We start from the raw sequence: 19,450 nt of genomic DNA, 5'->3' as shown, positions 1-19,450 counted from the left end.
TTGAGGTCTGACCATTGACCTCTACAACTATGACTAAGCGCCGGAAATTGCGCATCGGCCGAAACTCCCAAGTGGGATGGGAGTTTCGGCCTAGTCGTCCTCGTTGGTGGTCTGTCGCAGGGCGCCCAGGTTGATGCGAGCGTGCGGATCGCCTATTGGAAGTGCAAAAAAATGCGAGGGTGGCTTGCGCCACCCTCGCATCCTTTCACGCGCGTTTCTCAGACGCTGCCGTAAACAATGTCGCTACTCAGAAGATCGACCCCGACCAAGGTGATGGTCGTGACTTGTCCGCCCGTTTCGGTGACCGACACAATGCTGTCTGCGCCAGTGTTGTCGATCTGGACAACCGCGTTCTGGTCGCCGTTGAGCACCAGCGTATCTCGCAGGTCTGCGCCCGCATCGAAGCCGGTGACCTGGTACAGGTTCTCGGTGAATGACAAATCGACGTTGAAGGCATCCTGCTCACCGCCCGTGCCCACCAGCGTGTAGTCGAAAGATCCGGTCAAGTCGTTGGCGAACAGGTTGGCATCGAACGTACTCGTCGCCGAGTCCCCATCCCTGTCCGTCACCGTCGCGTTGAATGTCAGCTGGATATCACTGGCCAGGCTCTCGGTCTCCTGAATGAACTCGATCACCGGGATCTTGATCGTGCCCAGGCCCATCGTGAGCTGAACAGCGTCGATCAGCGTCGCGTCCGCCTTCTCGATGACGAAGGACGTCTGTCCTCCGGCTTCCGAGGTCAGATCAGCGGCAAGAACCTTCGTCGGCGAACCCGACGTGGTGCCGTCCGCGTAGTAGATCGTGTAATACAACTCTTCCGTTGCCGGGTTGTACCCTTGCACCGAGTTGTCGATGAATACTTTCATGCTCGACAACAAAGACTCGGGGTTGATGACGAAACTCTCGTCACCGGCGTTGATGCCTGCTGTCGTGTTTCCATCCAGGTTGTTGTTGGCGATGCCAATGCCGGAGGTGCTGACGTTCATGTTCGCGGTGCCGATAAACGCAAACCCGCCGGCTTCTACCTGCGCTTCGGTGAGGTCGGGCGCTCCTGGCCCGATGGCGGAAAATATGTCGCTTGAGGAAGTGGTCGCGTTAACACCAAAAAAGACAATCTCCTCGGATGGCGAAGGAATAGTAGGCGGCTTTTGCGACGGGATTAACAAGGTGCGCACTGGATCCGGGCCGCCGGCACTGAGCGAGCCGTCGGCACTGCTGAGCACGACTGTCGAACTGAAGCCTTGCACTAGATCCAGTACATAGCTGCCATCGGCCAAGGCACTCAGCGTGTAGTCGATGGTGGTATCCGCCGTGGCGGCGTTGTTGTCGAAATCGCCGGTCAACGTCCCGGCGAATTGGTACGCGCCATTGCCGTCTGGTGAGGGCGACTGCTCGGTGAGCGTGGCGGTTCCGGTTGTGGTGGTGTTGTCTGGCCTGACGAGGGTGAACGAGCTATTCACCGAAATATCCAGACCGTTCGCATCCAGCCCGTCGGCGCCGGCCGAATTACTCCAATATCCGGTTTGTGGCAGGACGCTGCCAGTGCCGATCAAGTTGCCAAAAGCGAGTGCTGGGCCGTCATCTTCGAAAAGCATCTTGGAGCCGATTTCTTCGGTCGTAACAGCGGTTTGGAGCAATGTGAAACCACCGATATCAAAATCGGCGTGGGTATTGCCCCTGGCATCGAGGGCCGCGCCGTTCTCGATGAGCACCCGGTTATGATCCGCCGTCGTGGTGTATTCAATCTGATAGCCGGCTTTAACGCCGGTGATGGTTGCAACCCCTCCAGAAAAAGTGATGTTAATGCTCGGATCATCCACCGAGCCGTCTGAATTCTCGATTACCTGCCCGGTGCTGATGTTGGTGACGAGCACATTGGTGATGGCAACCGGCGTGTCATTTGCATAGCCGTCGATGAAGTTCGTGCCAGATTCAACAGCGGTGCTGAATGCGCTGATTTTTACCACAGCACTCTTGCCGCTTTGCAGCTGTACGACGTCGAAATTGGCCTTCTTCGCATTGACGACGTCGGTAAAGTCGATGTTGGCTTCAACATCTGCTTCGTTCTGATCCAGGTTAGGAATGGTCACATCCTGCCTGGCACCGGTGACGAACGAATAACGGATGCCTTCCTGTTCCGTAATCATCTGGCTGTTGGTGCCGAAGGTGGTCGGGCCACCCGCCTGGCTGGTATTGATCGTGTCGCCAGTGTTTATATTGACATCGTCGGCCGTGCTTATAGGGTCAGGCCCAGATTGATTCGCCGGATCCTTGCCGGTGGCGATGATGGTGGGATCCGTGATCCGCACGACACCATTGACAGTTTCAGTTGCCGGGTCCGCCGTCGTGAACATCAGGAAGAGGTTCTGACCGGAAGGCGCATTGGCCAGACTGAATTCCAGGTCCTGACTGGTTCCGACGAATACCTTATCCAGCAGATTGAGCGAATCATCGGGGTTCGTACCATCTGGATGCTTGAGCGGTTGGTACTCCACGGTCCAGATCTTGCCACCGGTGACCGGCGATCCGGTTTCTTCAATATAGGCAGCGAACACGATCGCGCCGGTTGCGCTCCCGGCTCGGCCCAGAAGGATGTTGTTGTTCGTATCTGTATAGAGAAGGATGCTGGTGCCATCGAGGGTATCGAGTCCGCTGTCCACGCCATCAAGCGGTGCGCCAGCGCTGTCGACGAAGCTGATATCGGTAATGGTTGCTCCGTCGGTGACGGTGAACGCCTCACTGCCCGTGTCGCCCACGTCACCGGTATAGCCACTCAAGGCCGCACCCGTTGCGGTACCGGCATTCAGTTCGGTCAAACGGGTTGAGAAGTCCGAGGGCAGGGACGCCACCAGAATGTCGTTGTCGTCAGCGTCTCCCGCAGGGCTTGGCGTGGCGGTGGCGTTCTGTAAACCGGCCGTTTCGTCCAGCGTAACGTCCACGCCGGTGATTCCAATAGCCATGGTTTTTCTCCCGAGCAATTGCGGTCATCGAGGCCTGACCGTTGACCTATCGCTGCAACTATGGCTAAGCGCCGGGGATCGCGCATCGGCCGATACTCCCAAGCGGGATGGGAGTTTCAGACTACCTGGATGGGGGAACAGCACGAGGGCGTTAAGGAACGGTGCCGCCTATTCCGTTTGTGAATGAGGACATGCCGCAAGGCTCGCAGTGGCCATAAAAAACGGCCTGGCCCCTTGCGGGAGCCAGGCCGTGTACCTGCAGCGGTTTTCAGACAATGTCAGTGCTTGCGATGTCGGTCACCGGATCAAAGCACCAAATCTGTCGGTGCCAAGTTAGTCACTCCCACCAGTTCGACCACGACAGGATTTTCGATATCAATCGTCTGTACAGCGGTGAAATCGCTATCGCTATCGACGACCTTGAAATCCAGCGTTAGATCAAGGGTAGCGGGTACAGTCGTGGTGGTGGAGAAACCAGCATCGATGATCTTCAGCGGATTCGTACTCGTATCCTCCGCAATCGTGTTTCCAGGCCCGACGAGACCAACGACCGGCTGTGCGGCAGTGCTGCTTGCGCCATCGGCACCGACATCGCGATTCAGATTTATCGCGCTGCCCGTAAGGCCAGCATCATTCGAAAGAATCTGAATACCCTTGATGAGCCAGTTATCACCGGTCTGAATGTTGAAGTCATTACTTTCAACAATCAATAGAGCATCATTATTGTCCAGGAACGGGTCGTTCGGATCGGCTAGGTCGTTGACGATAAGGGCCTGGTACTTGGTTCCAACAAGATCGGCGTTGTTTGTATCGTTCTCGTACACATCGCCTTGGTCGACGTAGATGGCCCGTGTTGTAGTGATGGAGGGATCATCTGCATCAGCAAGACTGACTATAAGCAAAAGATCATCGCTTTCAGTCTCATAGCCATCGAACTTGATAAAGAAATCGGTCGCGTAACTAAAATTGTCGGCGCCCAGATCTCCTTTCGGATCAGTCTGGAAGAAATTGATGTTGGCCGCTTCACCTGCCTGGATCGTATTTCCGGAGACGCCCAGAGCAGTGCTGGACAAGGTTACAGGGGCCTGCGTGCCGCTCACCAGCTCACCCGCCGTCACAACAGTATTGCCGCCGGCACTAAGGGGGGACTCGAAGCCCGTGATCTGGATGAAGAAACCTTCACCAAGCTTCCCGGTAGCCACAGGTGATGGGCCACTGGAAGGGCTCGTGCCATCCACGTCATACGTTTCGTATCCAGTGCCTTCGCCCAGCGTGACGTCTTGCGTCGTTTGCAGCGCATCCATCTCGAAGGTGTAGGTGTCATTGACTTTGTCGAACACCAGCGTGCCTTCCACCAGTTCAGTCGCGGTGGCAGCATTGCGATCGTGATCGTATTCGAACGACACGTTAAACGTGGCAGCGGCGAGACTCTCTGAATCCCAAGTGACCGTTGGATCAACGATCGCAACATCGTTCGCCGTACCAGAGAGGGCGAGTTCGGCAAAATCACTGTCCGCTGCCGAAGAGTAGGTCGGCCCGCGCTGGTCCGCACCTATCGAGTAGGCGAAGTCACCCGAAAAGGTCCATGACGTCGCACCCAAAGTGGGATCGATATCCTGCACAGGGGCTGTCCCGATAACGGGGGTATCGTCGTCGACGTTGATCCCCAGCGTGCCGTCGGCCGTATCGCCATCACCATCGGTCACCCGGTAGCTGATGGTGAACGCCTGGTTGTTCTCGTTCAGACCCGCCGCATGAGCGATCGGATTGTTTTGCACCACCGAGTAGGCACCTGTTGCCGCAACCATCGTCAGGGTCAGCACCGTGGTCGTGCCCTGCTTGACCAACAAGCTGGTGCCATCGGCCACATAGGTGAAGCCTGTGGGTGCGCCGCTGGTCAGATAGGCCACCGTGCCGGCCCCGTCCTGACCAAAGTCGTGGCCCAGCGTGCCGCTTGCGTTAGCCGCGTTTACATCGTCGTCCGTACCGCCGGGATTGCCACCGGTTAGCGCATCGTCGTCGAGCAGCACCGTGCTGTTGGCTGACACCGTAGGCCCATCGTCGTCGAGGTTGATGTCGCCGCCGATACCGACGCTGTCGATGCTGGTGTCGCCGTCGCCGTCGGTCACCGTCACCACTGCGTTGATCAGGCCGGCCAGATTGACCTGATCGTCATGGGCCGCCGCCGAGCTGCCGGCGATAGGGTGCGTGAGCGAGACATACTGCGCCACTGCCACGTTGCCGTCCTGCAGCAGCGCAATCGCGAACGCCGCCGGATCGGCTCCCGTGACCGTGCCATTGGCTACGTCATAGCGGCCGATAATCAGATCGCCTTCCTTGAACAGCTTGATGTCCTTGCCATCGGTGGTGTTGAGCAGCGAGTCGGTGCCGTCGCCGCCCACAATCGCCAGTGACAACACTTTCGTCGCACCCTCCTGGTCCTGGCCAAAGCTGCTGAGCGCCGTAGTGGCCAAAGGCGTGGTGCTGATCGCGAACTCCGCTGGACTCAAGTCCGTGCCCTTGTTCAGCACTTCCGTGTCGAACAGCGCCAGAACTGCCGCCGCATCGCTGTCGTTATCCTGGTTGCCTGCCGTCTCGTCGATTGTTACTGAACCGCCGCCATCGGCCACGTCCGCGCTCGGCCCGTCGTCGTCGAAGTTGATGTCGTCGCCGATGCCGACGCTATCGGTGCTGGTGTCGCCGTCGCCGTCGGTCACCGTCACCACCGCATTGACCAGGCCGGCCAGATCGACCCGGTCGTCATGATCCGCTGCCGAACTACCGGCGACAGGGTGCGTGAGCGAGACATACTGCGCCACCGCCACGTTGCCGTCCTGTTGCAGTGCAATCGCAAACGCCGCCGGATCATCCGCCGTGACCGTGCCATTGGCCACGTCATAGCGGCCGACAATCAGATTGCCTTCCTTGAACAGCTTGATGTCCTTGCCATCGGTGGTGTTGAGCAACGAGTCGGTGCCATCACCGCCCACAATCGCCAGCGACAGCACTTTCGTCCCGCCCGCGGCGTCCTGGCCAAAGCTGCTGAGTGTTGTGGTGGCCAAAGGCGTGGTGCTGATCGCGAACTCGGTTGGATTCAAGTCCGTGCCTTTGTTCGTTACTTCTGTGTCGAACAGTGCGAGAACCGCTGCCAGGTCGCTGTCGTTATCCTGGTTACCAGCCGTCTCGTCGATCGTCACCACGCCGCCGCCATCAACCACGTCCGCGCTAGGACCATCGTCGTCGAAGATCATCTTGGAACCGATTTCGATGGCCGAGGTACTGGTCTGCAGCACCTCAAAGCCGCCGATGTCGAAGTCGGCGTGCGTCTTGTCGCTGTTCTTGGCGGTCAGTAACCCGGCGTTCTCGATCAGCACACGGTTGTGGTCGGTCGCCGTGCCGTAGGTGATCTGCGAATCGGTCGGAATGCCGGTGATCAGCACCGTGCCGTCGGCGTTGTAGGTGATGACGGCGCTGCTGATAGTGACACCCGCGAACGTCTTCACGGTAACACTGCCAACGGTGATATCGACCTTTTCGGTGCCGTCGTCGGCGTAGCTGTCGATGAAGTTGACGCCGCTCTGCGACCCGTTGAGGTCGTTGTCGACGTTCTTGAAGGCGGTGAGCAAGATCTTCGCGGTCGTGCCACCCGTCTCCTGCACGACCTGGAAGGTCGCGGCGCGGGCGCCGAAGTACTGGGTGAAGTCGATGTTCGCTTCGATACCTGCTTCGCCTGGGCTCAGGTTGGGGATCGTGACGTCCGCCCTGGCACCAGTGACGAAGCTGAAACGCAGGCCTTCCTGTTCGGTGATCGCCTGATTGTTGGTGCCCAGGGTCGTGTTGCCGCCGCCCTGGCTGCTATTGACCGTGTCGGCGCTAGTGATGGCAGCGTCGCTTGCCGACTGATTCAGCGGATTCTTGCCGGTGACGATGATCGAGACACCGGGAATCCGCCCGTCCACATCGGCCGTCGCGCCCTCGGTGGTGAACATCAGGAATAACTGCTGGCCAGATGGTGCCCCGGCCAGGCTAAAATTCGCGTCCTGAGTGGCTCCGATGAAAACCTTACCGGCCAGATTGAGCGAATCATCGGCGTTCGTCACAACTGGATGCTTGAGCGGTTGGTACTCAACGGTCCAGATCTTGCCGCCGGTGACCGGCGATCCAGTTTCTTCGATGTAGGCTGCGAACACGATCGCGCCAGTTGGCCCCCCGGCTCGGCCCAGAAGAATGTTGTTGTTCGTGTCCGTATAGAGAAGGATGCTGGTGCCATCGAGGGTATCCAGCCCGCTATCCAGGCCATTGAGCGGTGCGCCTTCACTGTCGACGAAGCTGATATCGGTAATGCCTGCTCCGGGGTCAGATGTGAGGGTGAACGCATTGCTGCCCGTGTCGTTTACGTCACCGGTATAGCCACTTAAGGCCGCACCCGTTGCGGTCCCGGCACCCAGTGCGGTCAAACGGGTAGCGAAGGTCGAGGGCAGGGAGGCCACCAGAATGTCATTGTCGTCAGCGTCTCCCGTAGGGGTGGGCGTGGCGGTGGCATTCTGCAAACCGGACGTTTCGTCCAGCGAAACGTTCACGCCGGTGATTCCAATAGCCATGATTTTTCTCCAGAGCAATTGCGGTCATCTTGGCCTGACCGTTGACCATTGGCCGCAACTATGGATAAGCGCCGGCTATTGCGCATCGGCCGATACTCCCAAGCGGGGTGGGAGTTTCAGACTACTTGGAAGGGGGAGACGGGATGAGGACGCGAAGGAGCGGCGCGATGAGTACTGGGTCCATGGATCAACCATAAGCGCTGATCAGAGAGGGTGTTGGGGACTCGATTCCGTTTGGCCGCCGACATTGGATACCGGGAGGTAGACCGGAAATGGAAAGCCCCGCTGCCCTGTGGGCCGCGAGGCTAACCAATAAACACCTCCTGAAGAAGTCATGCAAATTAAGGGGGCAGACGAAGTCTCCCGGTGCAACTTCGGTTGCAAGATTGACACCGACCAATACGATCACCGTGGTCGCCAGCATTACCGCGCGAGACAGGTTTTACATCCTGTCGCGCGCGTGTACTCTTCTTGGTGGATCAAAGCACCAAATCTGTCGGTGCCAAGTTAGTTAATCCCACCAGTTCGATCACGACAGGATTTTCGATATCAATCGTCTGTACAGCGGTGAAATCGCTATCGCTATCGACGACCTTGAAATCCAGCGTTAGATCAAGGGTAGCGGGTGTAGTCGTGGTGGTGGAGAAACCAGCATCGATGATCTTCAGCGGATTCGTACTCGTATCCTCCGCAATCGTGTTTCCAGGCCCGACGAGACCACTGACCGGCTGCGCGGAAGTGCTGCTTGCGCCATCGGCACCGACATTGCGATTCAGATTTATCGCGCTGCCCGTAAGGCCAGCATCATTCGAAAGAATCTGAATACCCTTGATGAGCCAGTTATCACCGGTCTGAATGTTGAAGTCATTACTTTCAACAATCAACAGAGCATCATTATTGTCCAGGAACGGGTCGTTCGGATCGGTTAGGTCATCGAGGATAAGGGCCTCGTACTTGGTTCCAACAAGATCGGTGTTGACCGTATCGCTCTCGTACACATCGCCCTGGTCGACGTAGATGGCCCGTGTTGTAGTGATGGAGGGATCATCTGCATCAGCAAGACTGACTATAAGCAAAAGATCATCGCTTTCAGTCTCGTAGCCATCGAACTTGATAAAGAAATCGGTCGCGTAACTAAAATCGTCGGCGCCCAGATCTCCTTTCGGATCAGTCTGGAAGAAGTTGATGTTGGCCGCTTCACCTGCCTGGATCGTATTTCCGGAGACGCCCAGAGCAGTGCTGGACAAGGTTACAGGGGCCTGCGTGCCGCTCACCAGCTCACCCGCCGCCACGGCAGTATTGCCGCCGGCACTAAGGGGGGCCTCGAAGCCCGTGATCTGGATGTAGAAACCTTCCCCAAGCTTCCCGGTAGCCACAGGTGATGGGCCACTGGAAGGGCTCGTGCCACCCACGTCATACGTTTCGTATCCAGTGCCTTCGCCCAGCGTGACGTCTTGCGTCGTTTGCAGCGCATCCATCTCGAAGGTGTAGGTGTCATTGACTTTGTCGAACACCAGCGTGCCTTCCACCAGTTCAGTCGCGGTGGCAGCATTGCGATCGTGATCGTATTCGAACGACACGTTAAACGTGGCAGCGTTGAGATTCTCCGAATCCCAGGTGACCGTTGGATCAACGATCGCAACATCGTTCGCCGTACCAGAGAGGGCGAGTTCGGCAAAATCGCTGTCCGCTGCCGAAGAGTAGGTCGGCCCGCGCTGGTCCGCACCTAGCGAGTAGACGAAGTCACCCGAAAAGGTCCATGACGTCGCACCTAAAGTGGGATCGACATCCTGCACAGGGGCGGTCCCTATAACGGGCGTGTCGTCGTCGACGGTGATGACCAGTTTGTCGGCCGCGGTCGTCACCGTGTCGCCGTCCTTGTCGGTGGCTTGCAGCAGCGAGCCCAGGTTGATGGTGATGTCGTTCTCGTCGTTGCCAGCCGCGTGATCCAGCGGCTTGAGCAGCGTGAAGGTGTAGGCACCCGCTGTGGTGAGGCTGAACGTGAACACGTCGGCACCGGCTACGCCGGCCTTGGCGGTGAGCGTGCCGCCCGCGACGCTGTACACCAGCGCCACCCCGCCCGAGTTCAGCACCGGCAAGCCGCTGGTATCACTCGACAAGGCATAGCTCAGCGGCGTGTCGGCGCCGGACTGGAAGATACCGGTCACGCTGCCGCTGGCCGTGGTCGCCTCGCCAGCCGCGTCGCCCGTACCACCGGCAATGCCATTGGCCAGGCCGTCCTCGTCGACGGTTCCCGTTGCGGCAGTGCCGGTCGCCGTCGGCGTGTCGTCGTCGACGGTGATAACCAGTTTGTCGGCCGCGGCTGTCACCGTGTCACCGTCCTTGTCGGTGGCTTGCAGCAGCGAGCCCAGGTTGAGGGTGATGTCGTTCTCGTTGTTGCCAGCCGCGTGATCCAGCGGCTTGAGCAGCGTGAAGGTGTAGGCACCCGCTGTGGTGAGGCTGAACGTGAACACGTCGGCACCGGCTACGCCGGCCTTGGCGGTGAGCGTGCCGCCCGCGACGCTGTACACCAGCGCCACTCCGCCCGAGTTCAGCACCGGCAAGCCGCTGGTATCACTCGACAAGGCATAGCTCAGCGGCGTGTCGGCGCCGGACTGGAAGATACCGGTCACGCTGCCGCTGGCCGTGGTCGCCTCGCCAGCCGCGTCGCCCGTACCCCCGGCAATGCCGTTGGCCAGGCCGTCCTCGTCGACGGTTCCCGTCACGGCAGTACCGGTCGCCGTCGGCGTGTCGTCGTCGACGGTGATGACCAGTTTGTCGGCCGCGGCTGTCACCGTGTCACCGTCCTTGTCGGTGGCCTGCAGCAGCGAGCCCAGGTTGAGGGTGATGTCGTTCTCGTTGTTACCTGCCGCGTGATCCAGCGGCTTGAGCAGCGTGAAGGTGTAGGCACCCGCTGCGGTGAGGCTGAAGGTGAACACGTCGGTCGCGCCGGCCGTGGCGGTGAGCGTGCCGCCCGCGACGCTGTACACCAGCGCCACCCCGCCCGAGCTCAGCGCCGGCAAGCCGCTGGTGTTACTCGACAAGGCATAGCTCAGCGGCGTGTCGGCGCCGGACTGGAAGATACCGGTCACGCTGCCGCTGGCCGTGGTCGCCTCGCCAGCCACGTCGCCCGTACCACCGGCAATGCCATTGGCCAGGCCGTCCTCGTCGACGGTTCCCGTTGCGGCAGTGCCGGTCGCCGTCGGCGTGTCGTCGTCGACGGTGATAACCAGTTTGTCGGCCGCGGCTGTCACCGTGTCACCGTCCTTGTCGGTGGCTTGCAGCAGCGAGCCCAGGTTGAGGGTGATGTCGTTCTCGTTGTTGCCAGCCGCGTGATCCAGCGGCTTGAGCAGCGTGAAGGTGTAGGCACCCGCTGCGGTGAGGCTGAACGTGAACACGTCGGCACCGGCTATGCCGGCCGTGGCGGTGAGCGTGCCGCCCACGACGCTGTACACCAGCGCCACCCCGCCCGAGCTCAGCGCCGGCAAGCCGCTGGTGTTACTCGACAAGGCATAGGTCAGCGGCGTGTCGGCACCGGACTGGAAGATGCCGGTCACGCTGCCGCTGGCGGTGGTCGCCTCGCCGGTCACGTCGCCCGTGCCACCGGCAATGCCATTGGCCAGGCCGTCCTCGTCGACGGTTCCCGTTGCGGCGGTCCCGGTCGCGGTCGGCGTGTCGTCGTCGACGGTGATGACCAGTTTCTCGGCCGCGGCTGTCACCGTGTCACCGTCTTTGTCGGTGGCTTGCAGCAGCGACCCCAGGTTGAGGGTGATGTCGTTCTCGTTGTTGCCAGCCGCGTGATCCAGCGGCTTGAGCAGCGTGAAGGTGTAGGCACCCGCTGCGGTGAGGCTGAACGTGAACACGTCGGCACCGGCTATGCCGGCCGTGGCGGTGAGCGTGCCGCCCGCGACGCTGTACACCAGCGCCACTCCGCCCGAGTTCAGCGCCGGCAAGCCGCTGGTATCACTCAACAAGGCATAGCTCAGCGGCGTGTCGGCACCGGACTGGAAGATGCCGGTCACGCTGCCGCTGGCGGTGGTCGCCTCGCCAGCCGCGTCGCCCGTGCCACCGGCAATGCCATTGGCCAGGCCGTCTTCGTCGACGGTTCCCGTTGCGGCGGTACCGGCCGCGGTCGGCGTGTCGTCGTCGACGGTGATGACCAGTTTCTCGGCCGCGGCCGTCACCGTGTCGCCGTCCTTGTCGGTGGCTTGCAGCAGCGACCCCAGGTTGAGGGTGATGTCGTTCTCGTTGTTACCGGCCGCGTGATCCAGCGGCTTGAGCAGCGTGAAGGTGTAGGCACCCGCTGTGGTGAGGCTGAAGGTGAACACGTCGGTCGCGCCGGCCGTGGCGGTGAGCGTGCCGCCCACGACGCTGTACACCAGCGCCACCCCGCCCGAGCTCAGCGCCGGCAAGCCGCTGGTGTTACTCGACAAGGCATAGCTCAGCGGCGTGTCGGCGCCGGACTGGAAGATACCGGTCACGCTGCCGCTGGCCGTGGTCGCCTCGCCAGCCACGTCGCCCGTACCACCGGCAATGCCATTGGCCAGGCCGTCCTCGTCGACGGTTCCCGTTGCGGCAGTGCCGGTCGCCGTCGGCGTGTCGTCGTCGACGGTGATAACCAGTTTGTCGGCCGCGGCTGTCACCGTGTCACCGTCCTTGTCGGTGGCTTGCAGCAGCGAGCCCAGGTTGAGGGTGATGTCGTTCTCGTTGTTGCCAGCCGCGTGATCCAGCGGCTTGAGCAGCGTGAAGGTGTAGGCACCCGCTGCGGTGAGGCTGAACGTGAACACGTCGGCACCGGCTATGCCGGCCGTGGCGGTGAGCGTGCCGCCCACGACGCTGTACACCAGCGCCACCCCGCCCGAGCTCAGCGCCGGCAAGCCGCTGGTGTTACTCGACAAGGCATAGGTCACCGGCGTGTCGGCACCGGACTGGAAGATGCCGGTCACGCTGCCGCTGGCGGTGGTCGCCTCGCCGGTCACGTCGCCCGTGCCACCGGCAATGCCATTGGCCAGGCCGTCCTCGTCGACGGTTCCCGTTGCGGCGGTCCCGGTCGCGGTCGGCGTGTCGTCGTCGACGGTGATGACCAGTTTCTCGGCCGCGGCTGTCACCGTGTCACCGTCTTTGTCGGTGGCTTGCAGCAGCGACCCCAGGTTGAGGGTGATGTCGTTCTCGTTGTTGCCAGCCGCGTGATCCAGCGGCTTGAGCAGCGTGAAGGTGTAGGCACCCGCTGCGGTGAGGCTGAACGTGAACACGTCGGCACCGGCTATGCCGGCCTTGGCGGTGAGCGTGCCGCCCACGACGCTGTACACCAGCGCCACCCCGCCCGAGCTCAGCGCCGGCAAGCCGCTGGTGTTACTCGACAAGGCATAGCTCAGCGGCGTGTCGGCGCCGGACTGGAAGATGCCGGTCACGCTGCCGCTGGCCGTGGTCGCCTCGCCAGCCGCGTCGCCCGTACCGCCGGCAATGCCATTGGCCAGGCCGTCTTCGTCGACGGTTCCCGTTGCGGCGGTACCGGTCGCCGTCGGCGTGTCGTCGTCGACGGTGATGACCAGTTTGTCGGCCGCGGTCGTCACCGTGTCGCCGTCCTTGTCGGTGGCTTGCAGCAACGAGCCCAGGTTGATGGTGATGTCGTTCTCGTTGTTACCTGCCGCGTGATCCAGCGGTTTGAGCAGCGTGAAGGTGTAGGCACCCGCTGCGGTGAGGCTGAAGGTGAACACATCGGTCGCGCCGGCCGTGGCGGTGAGCGTGTTGCCCACGACGCTGTACACCAGCGCCACCCCGCCCGAGCTCAGCGCCGGCAAGCCGCTGGTATCACTCGACAAGGCATAGCTCAGCGGCGTGTCGGCGCCGGACTGGAAGATGCCGGTCACGCTGCCGCTGGCCGTGGTCGCCTCGCCAGCCGCGTCGCCCGTACCGCCGGCAATGCCATTGGCCAGGCCGTCCTCGTCGACGGTTCCCGTCAAGGCGGTTCCGGTCGCCGTCGGCGTGTCATCGTCGACGGTGATGACCAGTTTTTCGGCCGCGGCTGTCACCGTGTCACCGTCCTTGTCGGTGGCCTGCAGCAGCGAGCCCAGGTTGAGGGTGATGTCGTTCTCGTTGTTACCGGCCGCGTGATCCAGTGGCTTGAGCAGCGTGAAGGTGTAGGCACCCGCTGCGGTGAGGCTGAACGTGAAGACGTCGGCACCGGCTACGCCGGCCTTGGCGGTGAGCGTGCCGCCCGCGACGCTGTACACCAGCGCCACCCCGCCCGAGCTCAGCGCCGGCAAGCCGCTGGTGTTACTCGACAAGGCATAGCTCAGCGGCGTGTCGGCGCCGGACTGGAAGATACCGGTCACGCTGCCGCTGGCCGTGGTCGCCTCGCCAGCCACGTCGCCCGTACCCCCGGCAATGCCATTGGCCAGGCCGTCCTCGTCGACGGTTCCCGTTGCGGCAGTGCCGGTCGCCGTCGGCCCGTCGTCCTCGAAGATCATCTTGGAGCCGATTTCGGTTTTCGAAATGGAGGCCTGGACCAGCGTGAAACCACCGATATCAAAATCGGCATGGGCAGTGCCCTTGGCATCGAGGGCCGCTCCGTTCTCGATGAGCACGCGGTTGTGATCCGACGTTGTGGTGTATTCAATCTGATAGCCGGCTTTAACGCCGGTGATGGTTGCAACCCCACCGGAAAAGGTGATCAAAATGGTCGAATCATTCACCGATCCGTTTGAATTCTCGATCACCACCCCGGCGCTGTTGAAGACGCGAACATTGGTGATGGCAACCGGCGTATCACCCGCATAGCCGTCGATGAAAGCCGCTCCAGATTCAACAGCGGTGCTGAATGCGCTGATTTTTACCACAGCACTCTTGCCGCTTTGCAACTGCACCACATCGAAATTGGCCATCTTCGCATTGAAGACGCCGGTAAAGTCGATGTTGGATTCAACATCTGCTTCGTTCTGATCCAGGTTAGGAATGGTCATATCCTGCCTGGCACCTGTGACGAACGAATAACGGATGCCTTCCTGTTCCGTAATCATCTGGCTGTTGGTGCCGAAGGTGGTAGGGCCACCCGCCTGGCTGGTATTGATCGTGTCGCCAGTCGTTATACTGGCGCCAGTTGACTGATTCGCCGGATCTTTGCCGGTGGCGATGATGACGGGATCCGTGATCCGCACGACACCATCGACCGTTGCAGTTGCCGGGTTCGCTTTGGTGAACATCAGGAACAGGTTCTGCCCGGAGGGGGCATTGGCCAAATTGAATTCCAGGTCCTGACTGGCTCCGATGAACACCTTATTCAGCAGATTGAGCGAATCATCGGCGTTCGTAGCATCTGGATGCTTGAGCGGTTGGTACTCCACGGTCCAGATCTTGCCGCCCGAGACCGGCGATCCGGTTTCTTCAATATAGGCAGCGAACACGATCGCGCCGGTCGAGCCACCGGCCCGGCCCAGAACGATGTTGTCGTTGTTCGCATCCGTGTAGAGAAGGATGCTGGTGCCATTGAGGGTATCCAGGCCGCTGTCCACGCCATTGAGCGGTACGCCATTGCTGTCGACGAAGCTGATATTGGTAATAGTGGCTCCGGGGTCCGCGGTGACGGTGAACGCATTGCTGCCCGTATTGCCCACGGCACCGGTATAGCCACTCAACGCTGCCCCCGTTGCGGTCCCGGCACCCAGTGCGGTCAAACGGGTAGCGAAGGTCGAGGGCAGGGAGGTCACCAGAATGTCGTTGTCGTCAGCGTCTCCCGTAGGGGTTGGCGTGGCGGTGGCGTTCTGCAAACCGGACGTTTCGTCCAGCGAAACGTTCGCGCCGCTCGCCACGACGCTCATAGCGTTCGTCAGCAATGAATTTTGCTCAATTGTCATGACTTTTTCCTGGGTAATTGCGGTCATCAAGGCCTGACCGTTGACCATTGGTCGCAACTATGGATAAGCGCCGAGGATCGCGCATCGGCGGATACTCCCAGAAGGGCTGGGAGTTTCGGACTACTCGGGAGGGGGAGGTGGGATGAGGCGTGAGGGCGCGGCGTGGCAGCGATCAGGAACAAAACGTCATCATGCTGGGGGAATTGGCGGTGAATCGAATGCTGGATAACTTCGTTCCGCCCAAGTAAACACTCAGCCCTTTACCGAGCGCTGGCCCTCGGTAAAGGGTTTTGATAACTCACAACGACGTTCTGATTACCAATGGACAATCAACCGGCTGGGCACCCTCTACCTCAAGGGCCTCGATCAGGTGCCGGGCCGCATTGCGACCGATCTCGTAGTACGGCAATTGCACCGTGGTCAGCGGCGGTATGAACAGTTCGGCGATGCCGATCATGTTGTCATAGCCGAGCACGGCGACATCGGCGGGAATTTTCAGGCCTCGGCCCAACAACAACTGATAGGCACAAAAGGCAATCCGGTCGTTGCCACAGATCAGGATGTCGAATTGCGGGCGACCCTCGATGATGTGCCGGTCGAGGATGGCTGCGGTTTCACCATAGGCATCATGATCGGAAAGGTCGTATTGCAGAAGTGCCTCAGGCGCAAGGCCAAATGCCTGGCAGGCACGCTGCAGGCCTTTTTGTCGTAGGCCCCAGGCCAGGCTCTGTTTGGGCAGATTGATACACAGAGGGCGCCGATAGCCTTGGCTCAACGCGTGATGTACGGCTCGATACTGCCCCGTTTCGTCATCTGGCACATAACTGACCAGGCGACTGTCATCTGCCAGGCAATTGGCGAGCACCAGGGGTTTGCTCTTCAAGCGTTCGGGAATGCATACCTGGCGAAACCCCATGGCGCTGAAGATCAACCCGTCGGGACGGTGCGACAGCATCAGGTCAATGTTCTGGTCGGTTGGCGGGTTGCTCAACAGGTTGAGGATGAACACATTCCAGCCCGCCTGCTGCGCGGTCTGTTCGATGGACAGCAGCAACTCGACCGCGAACGGTGTGGTCGCGGTGTCCAGTGCGAACACCCCGATGGTGCGCGACTGGAGGTTGTCGCCGCGCATCTTGCGCGCCGACAGGCTCGGTACGAATTGCAGTTCGTCAATGGCGCGACGCACCCGCTGAAGGGTTTCGGGGCTCAGTTTTTCCGGATTATTGAGCGCTCGAGAAACCGTCATCAGGGACACGCCGGCCAGCTGTGCAACGTCTTTCACTGAAGTCATGCGAGGCGAGGCCGGTCAGGTTGACGCAGGATCATGACACAGGGCCCGGGTTTCTCGCGACTCGAATGACGCCGCTCACAGCCATCCCGAGGCCAGGGGCCACGCCTTGGGAATCGAGACACGGCCGCCACTCCCATTGGCAAACAGCTTCACGCCCAGGCTGTCGGGTCGCGGATAGAACCGACTGCTGAGGCTGAAGCGCCCGTTTTCGTCGAACACCTCGATGGACGAGCGATCGAGAAATACGCGCAGTTCCAGTCGCTCTTGTGTCGGGTCAATCGCCACGCTGCGCTGACCGGTGACTTGCGCACCCGCGCGGCTGCGGTCAAGCACCAGACGCTGCAGCGACGCATCGTAATAAAGCAGGGTTTCTTCATGGTCATCGTCGCTGCAACGCAAGGCGATTCCGAGGTGGCCGTTGGTGCAGCCACGCAAATCCAGATGCACATGGATTTCGAGCATCTCGCCATTCACTTCCGGCACGCACCGGGTTCCCGAACCCTCCCACCAAGGCACGCCCGGCAATGGCGCCATGCGCAGAGCGGTGAGCTCCCGTGCCGGGTACACGCAAAGGCGATCGGCGTGCAGTTCAAGTTCGCGCGGCACACCGAGCATGCCGCACCAGTGATGGGCCTGGCTCGGCATCGGGCTTTCCCACATGTCGAGCCACGCCCATACAAGGCGGCGGCCATCGGCGGCCAGAAGCGTTTGCGCGGCATAGAAATCGTGGCCGTTATCCAGCTCGATAAAAGGCCCGCCGGTGAAGTGCCATTCACTGTCGAGTCGGCCCACCCGATAACCGGTCTGGTATTTGTTGAGCCGATCGTAACCCTGGGGCTGCATGCCCTGAGGGGAGTAGAGCAGCACATCGCGTCCGTTCAGCCGGAACAGATCCGGGCACTCCCACATATAGCCATCACCCTCGTTGCCGCTGGCTACATAATCGAGGAACTCCCAGGTGTGCAGATCCGTGGAACGGTATAGCGGCAGCAGCGGTTTATCGCCCAGACGTGCGCCGGCAATCAGGTACCAGCCGTCATCCTCCTGCCATACCTTGGGGTCGCGAAAGTGCATGATCGAATCGTGCGGCGCGGTCTCGATGACGGCGCCATGCTTGACGAACCGGATGCCGTCGCTGCTGGTGGCCAGGCACTGGACTTGACGGATCGAGCGCTCGTCACCCACGTCCCCCAGCCAGGTGTGCCCCGTGTAGATCAGTGCCAGGGTATCGCCACACACCACCGCGCTGCCGGAAAAACAACCGTCTCGGTCGAAGTCATCGCCGGGCGCCAGTGCAATGGGCAGATGCTGCCAATGGACCAGATCGGCGCTCTTGGCATGCCCCCAATACATCGGGCCCCATTTCGCGTTGAAGGGGTGGTGTTGATAGAACACGTGGTATTCGCCACGAAAGTACACCACCCCGTTAGGGTCATTCATCCAGCCCACCGGGGGGGCAAGATGATAACCGGGACGATAGTCATCGATGACGCGAGACAGGCCATCACTCAGCGCATGTTGCGCAAGCTCAATTGCAGCGGACATTGGAACACTCATGGAATTCAAAGACACAGTCATAGGGCGCTTGCTCGTGCCGAGCGCAGAGGGACGCCAGCCGGCAGCGTTTCAATGGCGTGTGGGTGACGGCTCAAGGCCGCGCCGTCGGCGTCGAACAGGTGCAGGTTGTCGATGTCCAGTTGCAGCTCAACCCGATCGCCCGCTTGCCATCCGGCGCTGACCTCGCAACGACAGATCAGTGGCTCGTCCTGACCTGTCTCGAGGTGCACATAGGTTTCGCTGCCCAGGTATTCGACCGCGGTCACCACGACGCCGGCGGTTCCATCCGCCGCTTTGAGCGACACGTGTTCCGGACGAATCCCCAGAGTCAGCTGCGTGCCTGCCGCCAGCTTCGAGCTGTCGAAGGGCAGGGATGTGATACCCCAAACGAGGGTATCGACCAGGCTGGTTTCGCCTGGCGTCTGCAGGCGCGCCGACAGAAAATTCATTCTGGGCGAACCGAGAAAACCGGCGACAAAGCGGCTGGCCGGGCGCTCATAGAGTTCGCGCGGTGAGCCGACCTGTTCTACGCGACCACCATTGAGCACGACAATTTTGTCGGCCAGGGTCATCGCTTCAACCTGATCATGGGTGACGTAGATCATCGTCGAGCCGAGCCGATCATGCAGTCGGGCAATTTCGTTGCGCATCTGCACTCGCAAGGAGGCATCCAGGTTGGAGAGCGGTTCGTCGAACAACAAAATGTCCGGTTCCCGCGCCATGGCTCTGCCCATGGCCACACGCTGACGCTGCCCACCGGACAGTTCCTTCGGCTTACGTTGCAGCAGTTTGTCCAACTGCAGGATTTGCGCAGTCTTCAGCACGCGCTCGCGCAGGCTGGTCTTCTCCGTCTTGGCCAGTTTGAGACCAAAACTGATGTTGTCGTAGACGCTCATGTGCGGGTACAGCGCATAAGACTGAAACACCATGCCGACGCCACGCTCGCGCGGCTCCAGGTCGTTGACCCGACGCCCGTCGATCAGCAGGTCGCCGCCGCAGATCGAATCCAGGCCGGCGATCAGTCGCAGCAGGGTCGATTTTCCGCAGCCCGAAGGGCCAACGAATACAACGAATTCACCCGCCGCGATTTCCAGGCTGACGTCGCGAAGAATCCGCATGCCGCCCAATTGCTTGTTTACATTGTCCAGTTTCAATTTGATCACGATGCTGTTCCTTGTCTTTGTTGGG

6 protein-coding genes are annotated in these 19,450 nt (G+C 60.7%); all 6 read right to left on the bottom strand.

Annotated features, from left to right (window positions below; genetic code table 11):
- Positions 1–218 precede the first annotated feature (218 nt).
- The 6 genes from ACZ89R_RS03635 to ACZ89R_RS03610 all read right to left on the bottom strand — a co-directional run bounded on the left by ACZ89R_RS03635 (position 219) and on the right by ACZ89R_RS03610 (position 19,425).
- Positions 219–2,960, bottom strand: a complete 2,742-nt coding sequence (locus tag ACZ89R_RS03635; RefSeq protein ID WP_429546672.1) for a DUF5801 repeats-in-toxin domain-containing protein — start codon at positions 2,958–2,960, stop codon at positions 219–221.
- 305 nt (positions 2,961–3,265) lie between these two features.
- Positions 3,266–7,561 (bottom strand): beta strand repeat-containing protein, encoded by a 4,296-nt coding sequence (locus ACZ89R_RS03630; protein ID WP_429546673.1) that lies wholly within the window; start codon positions 7,559–7,561, stop codon positions 3,266–3,268.
- Between the two features lie 479 nt (positions 7,562–8,040).
- Positions 8,041–15,414, bottom strand: a complete 7,374-nt coding sequence (locus tag ACZ89R_RS03625) for a beta strand repeat-containing protein (protein ID WP_429546674.1) — start codon at positions 15,412–15,414, stop codon at positions 8,041–8,043.
- A 298-nt stretch (positions 15,415–15,712) separates the two neighbouring features.
- Complete coding sequence (locus ACZ89R_RS03620; protein ID WP_123494905.1) at positions 15,713–16,705, bottom strand: LacI family DNA-binding transcriptional regulator; 993 nt, start codon at positions 16,703–16,705, stop codon at positions 15,713–15,715.
- Positions 16,706–16,780: 75 nt separating this feature from the next.
- Complete coding sequence (locus tag ACZ89R_RS03615) at positions 16,781–18,283, bottom strand: glycoside hydrolase family 32 protein (RefSeq protein ID WP_429546675.1); 1,503 nt, start codon at positions 18,281–18,283, stop codon at positions 16,781–16,783.
- Positions 18,280–19,425: an ABC transporter ATP-binding protein gene (locus ACZ89R_RS03610; RefSeq protein WP_429546676.1), complete on the bottom strand. Its 1,146-nt coding sequence runs from the start codon at positions 19,423–19,425 to the stop codon at positions 18,280–18,282. Before ACZ89R_RS03610 ends, ACZ89R_RS03615 begins: the two co-directional genes overlap by 4 nt.
- Between the last annotated feature and the right edge of the window lie 25 nt (positions 19,426–19,450).

The organism is Pseudomonas sp. TE3728, from assembly GCF_056279145.1.
This window is presented reverse-complemented; position numbering and strand designations above follow the sequence as displayed.

What these genes read in the sequence shown, in the direction of transcription:
- ACZ89R_RS03635 (WP_429546672.1), bottom strand. Translation starts at nt 2,960, where the DNA reads ATGGCTATTGGAATCACCGGCGTGGACGTTACGCTGGACGAAACGGCC.
- ACZ89R_RS03630 (WP_429546673.1), bottom strand. Translation starts at nt 7,561, where the DNA reads ATGGCTATTGGAATCACCGGCGTGAACGTTTCGCTGGACGAAACGTCC.
- ACZ89R_RS03625 (WP_429546674.1), bottom strand. Translation starts at nt 15,414, where the DNA reads ATGACAATTGAGCAAAATTCATTGCTGACGAACGCTATGAGCGTCGTG.
- ACZ89R_RS03620 (WP_123494905.1), bottom strand. Translation starts at nt 16,705, where the DNA reads ATGACTTCAGTGAAAGACGTTGCACAGCTGGCCGGCGTGTCCCTGATG.
- ACZ89R_RS03615 (WP_429546675.1), bottom strand. Translation starts at nt 18,283, where the DNA reads ATGACTGTGTCTTTGAATTCCATGAGTGTTCCAATGTCCGCTGCAATT.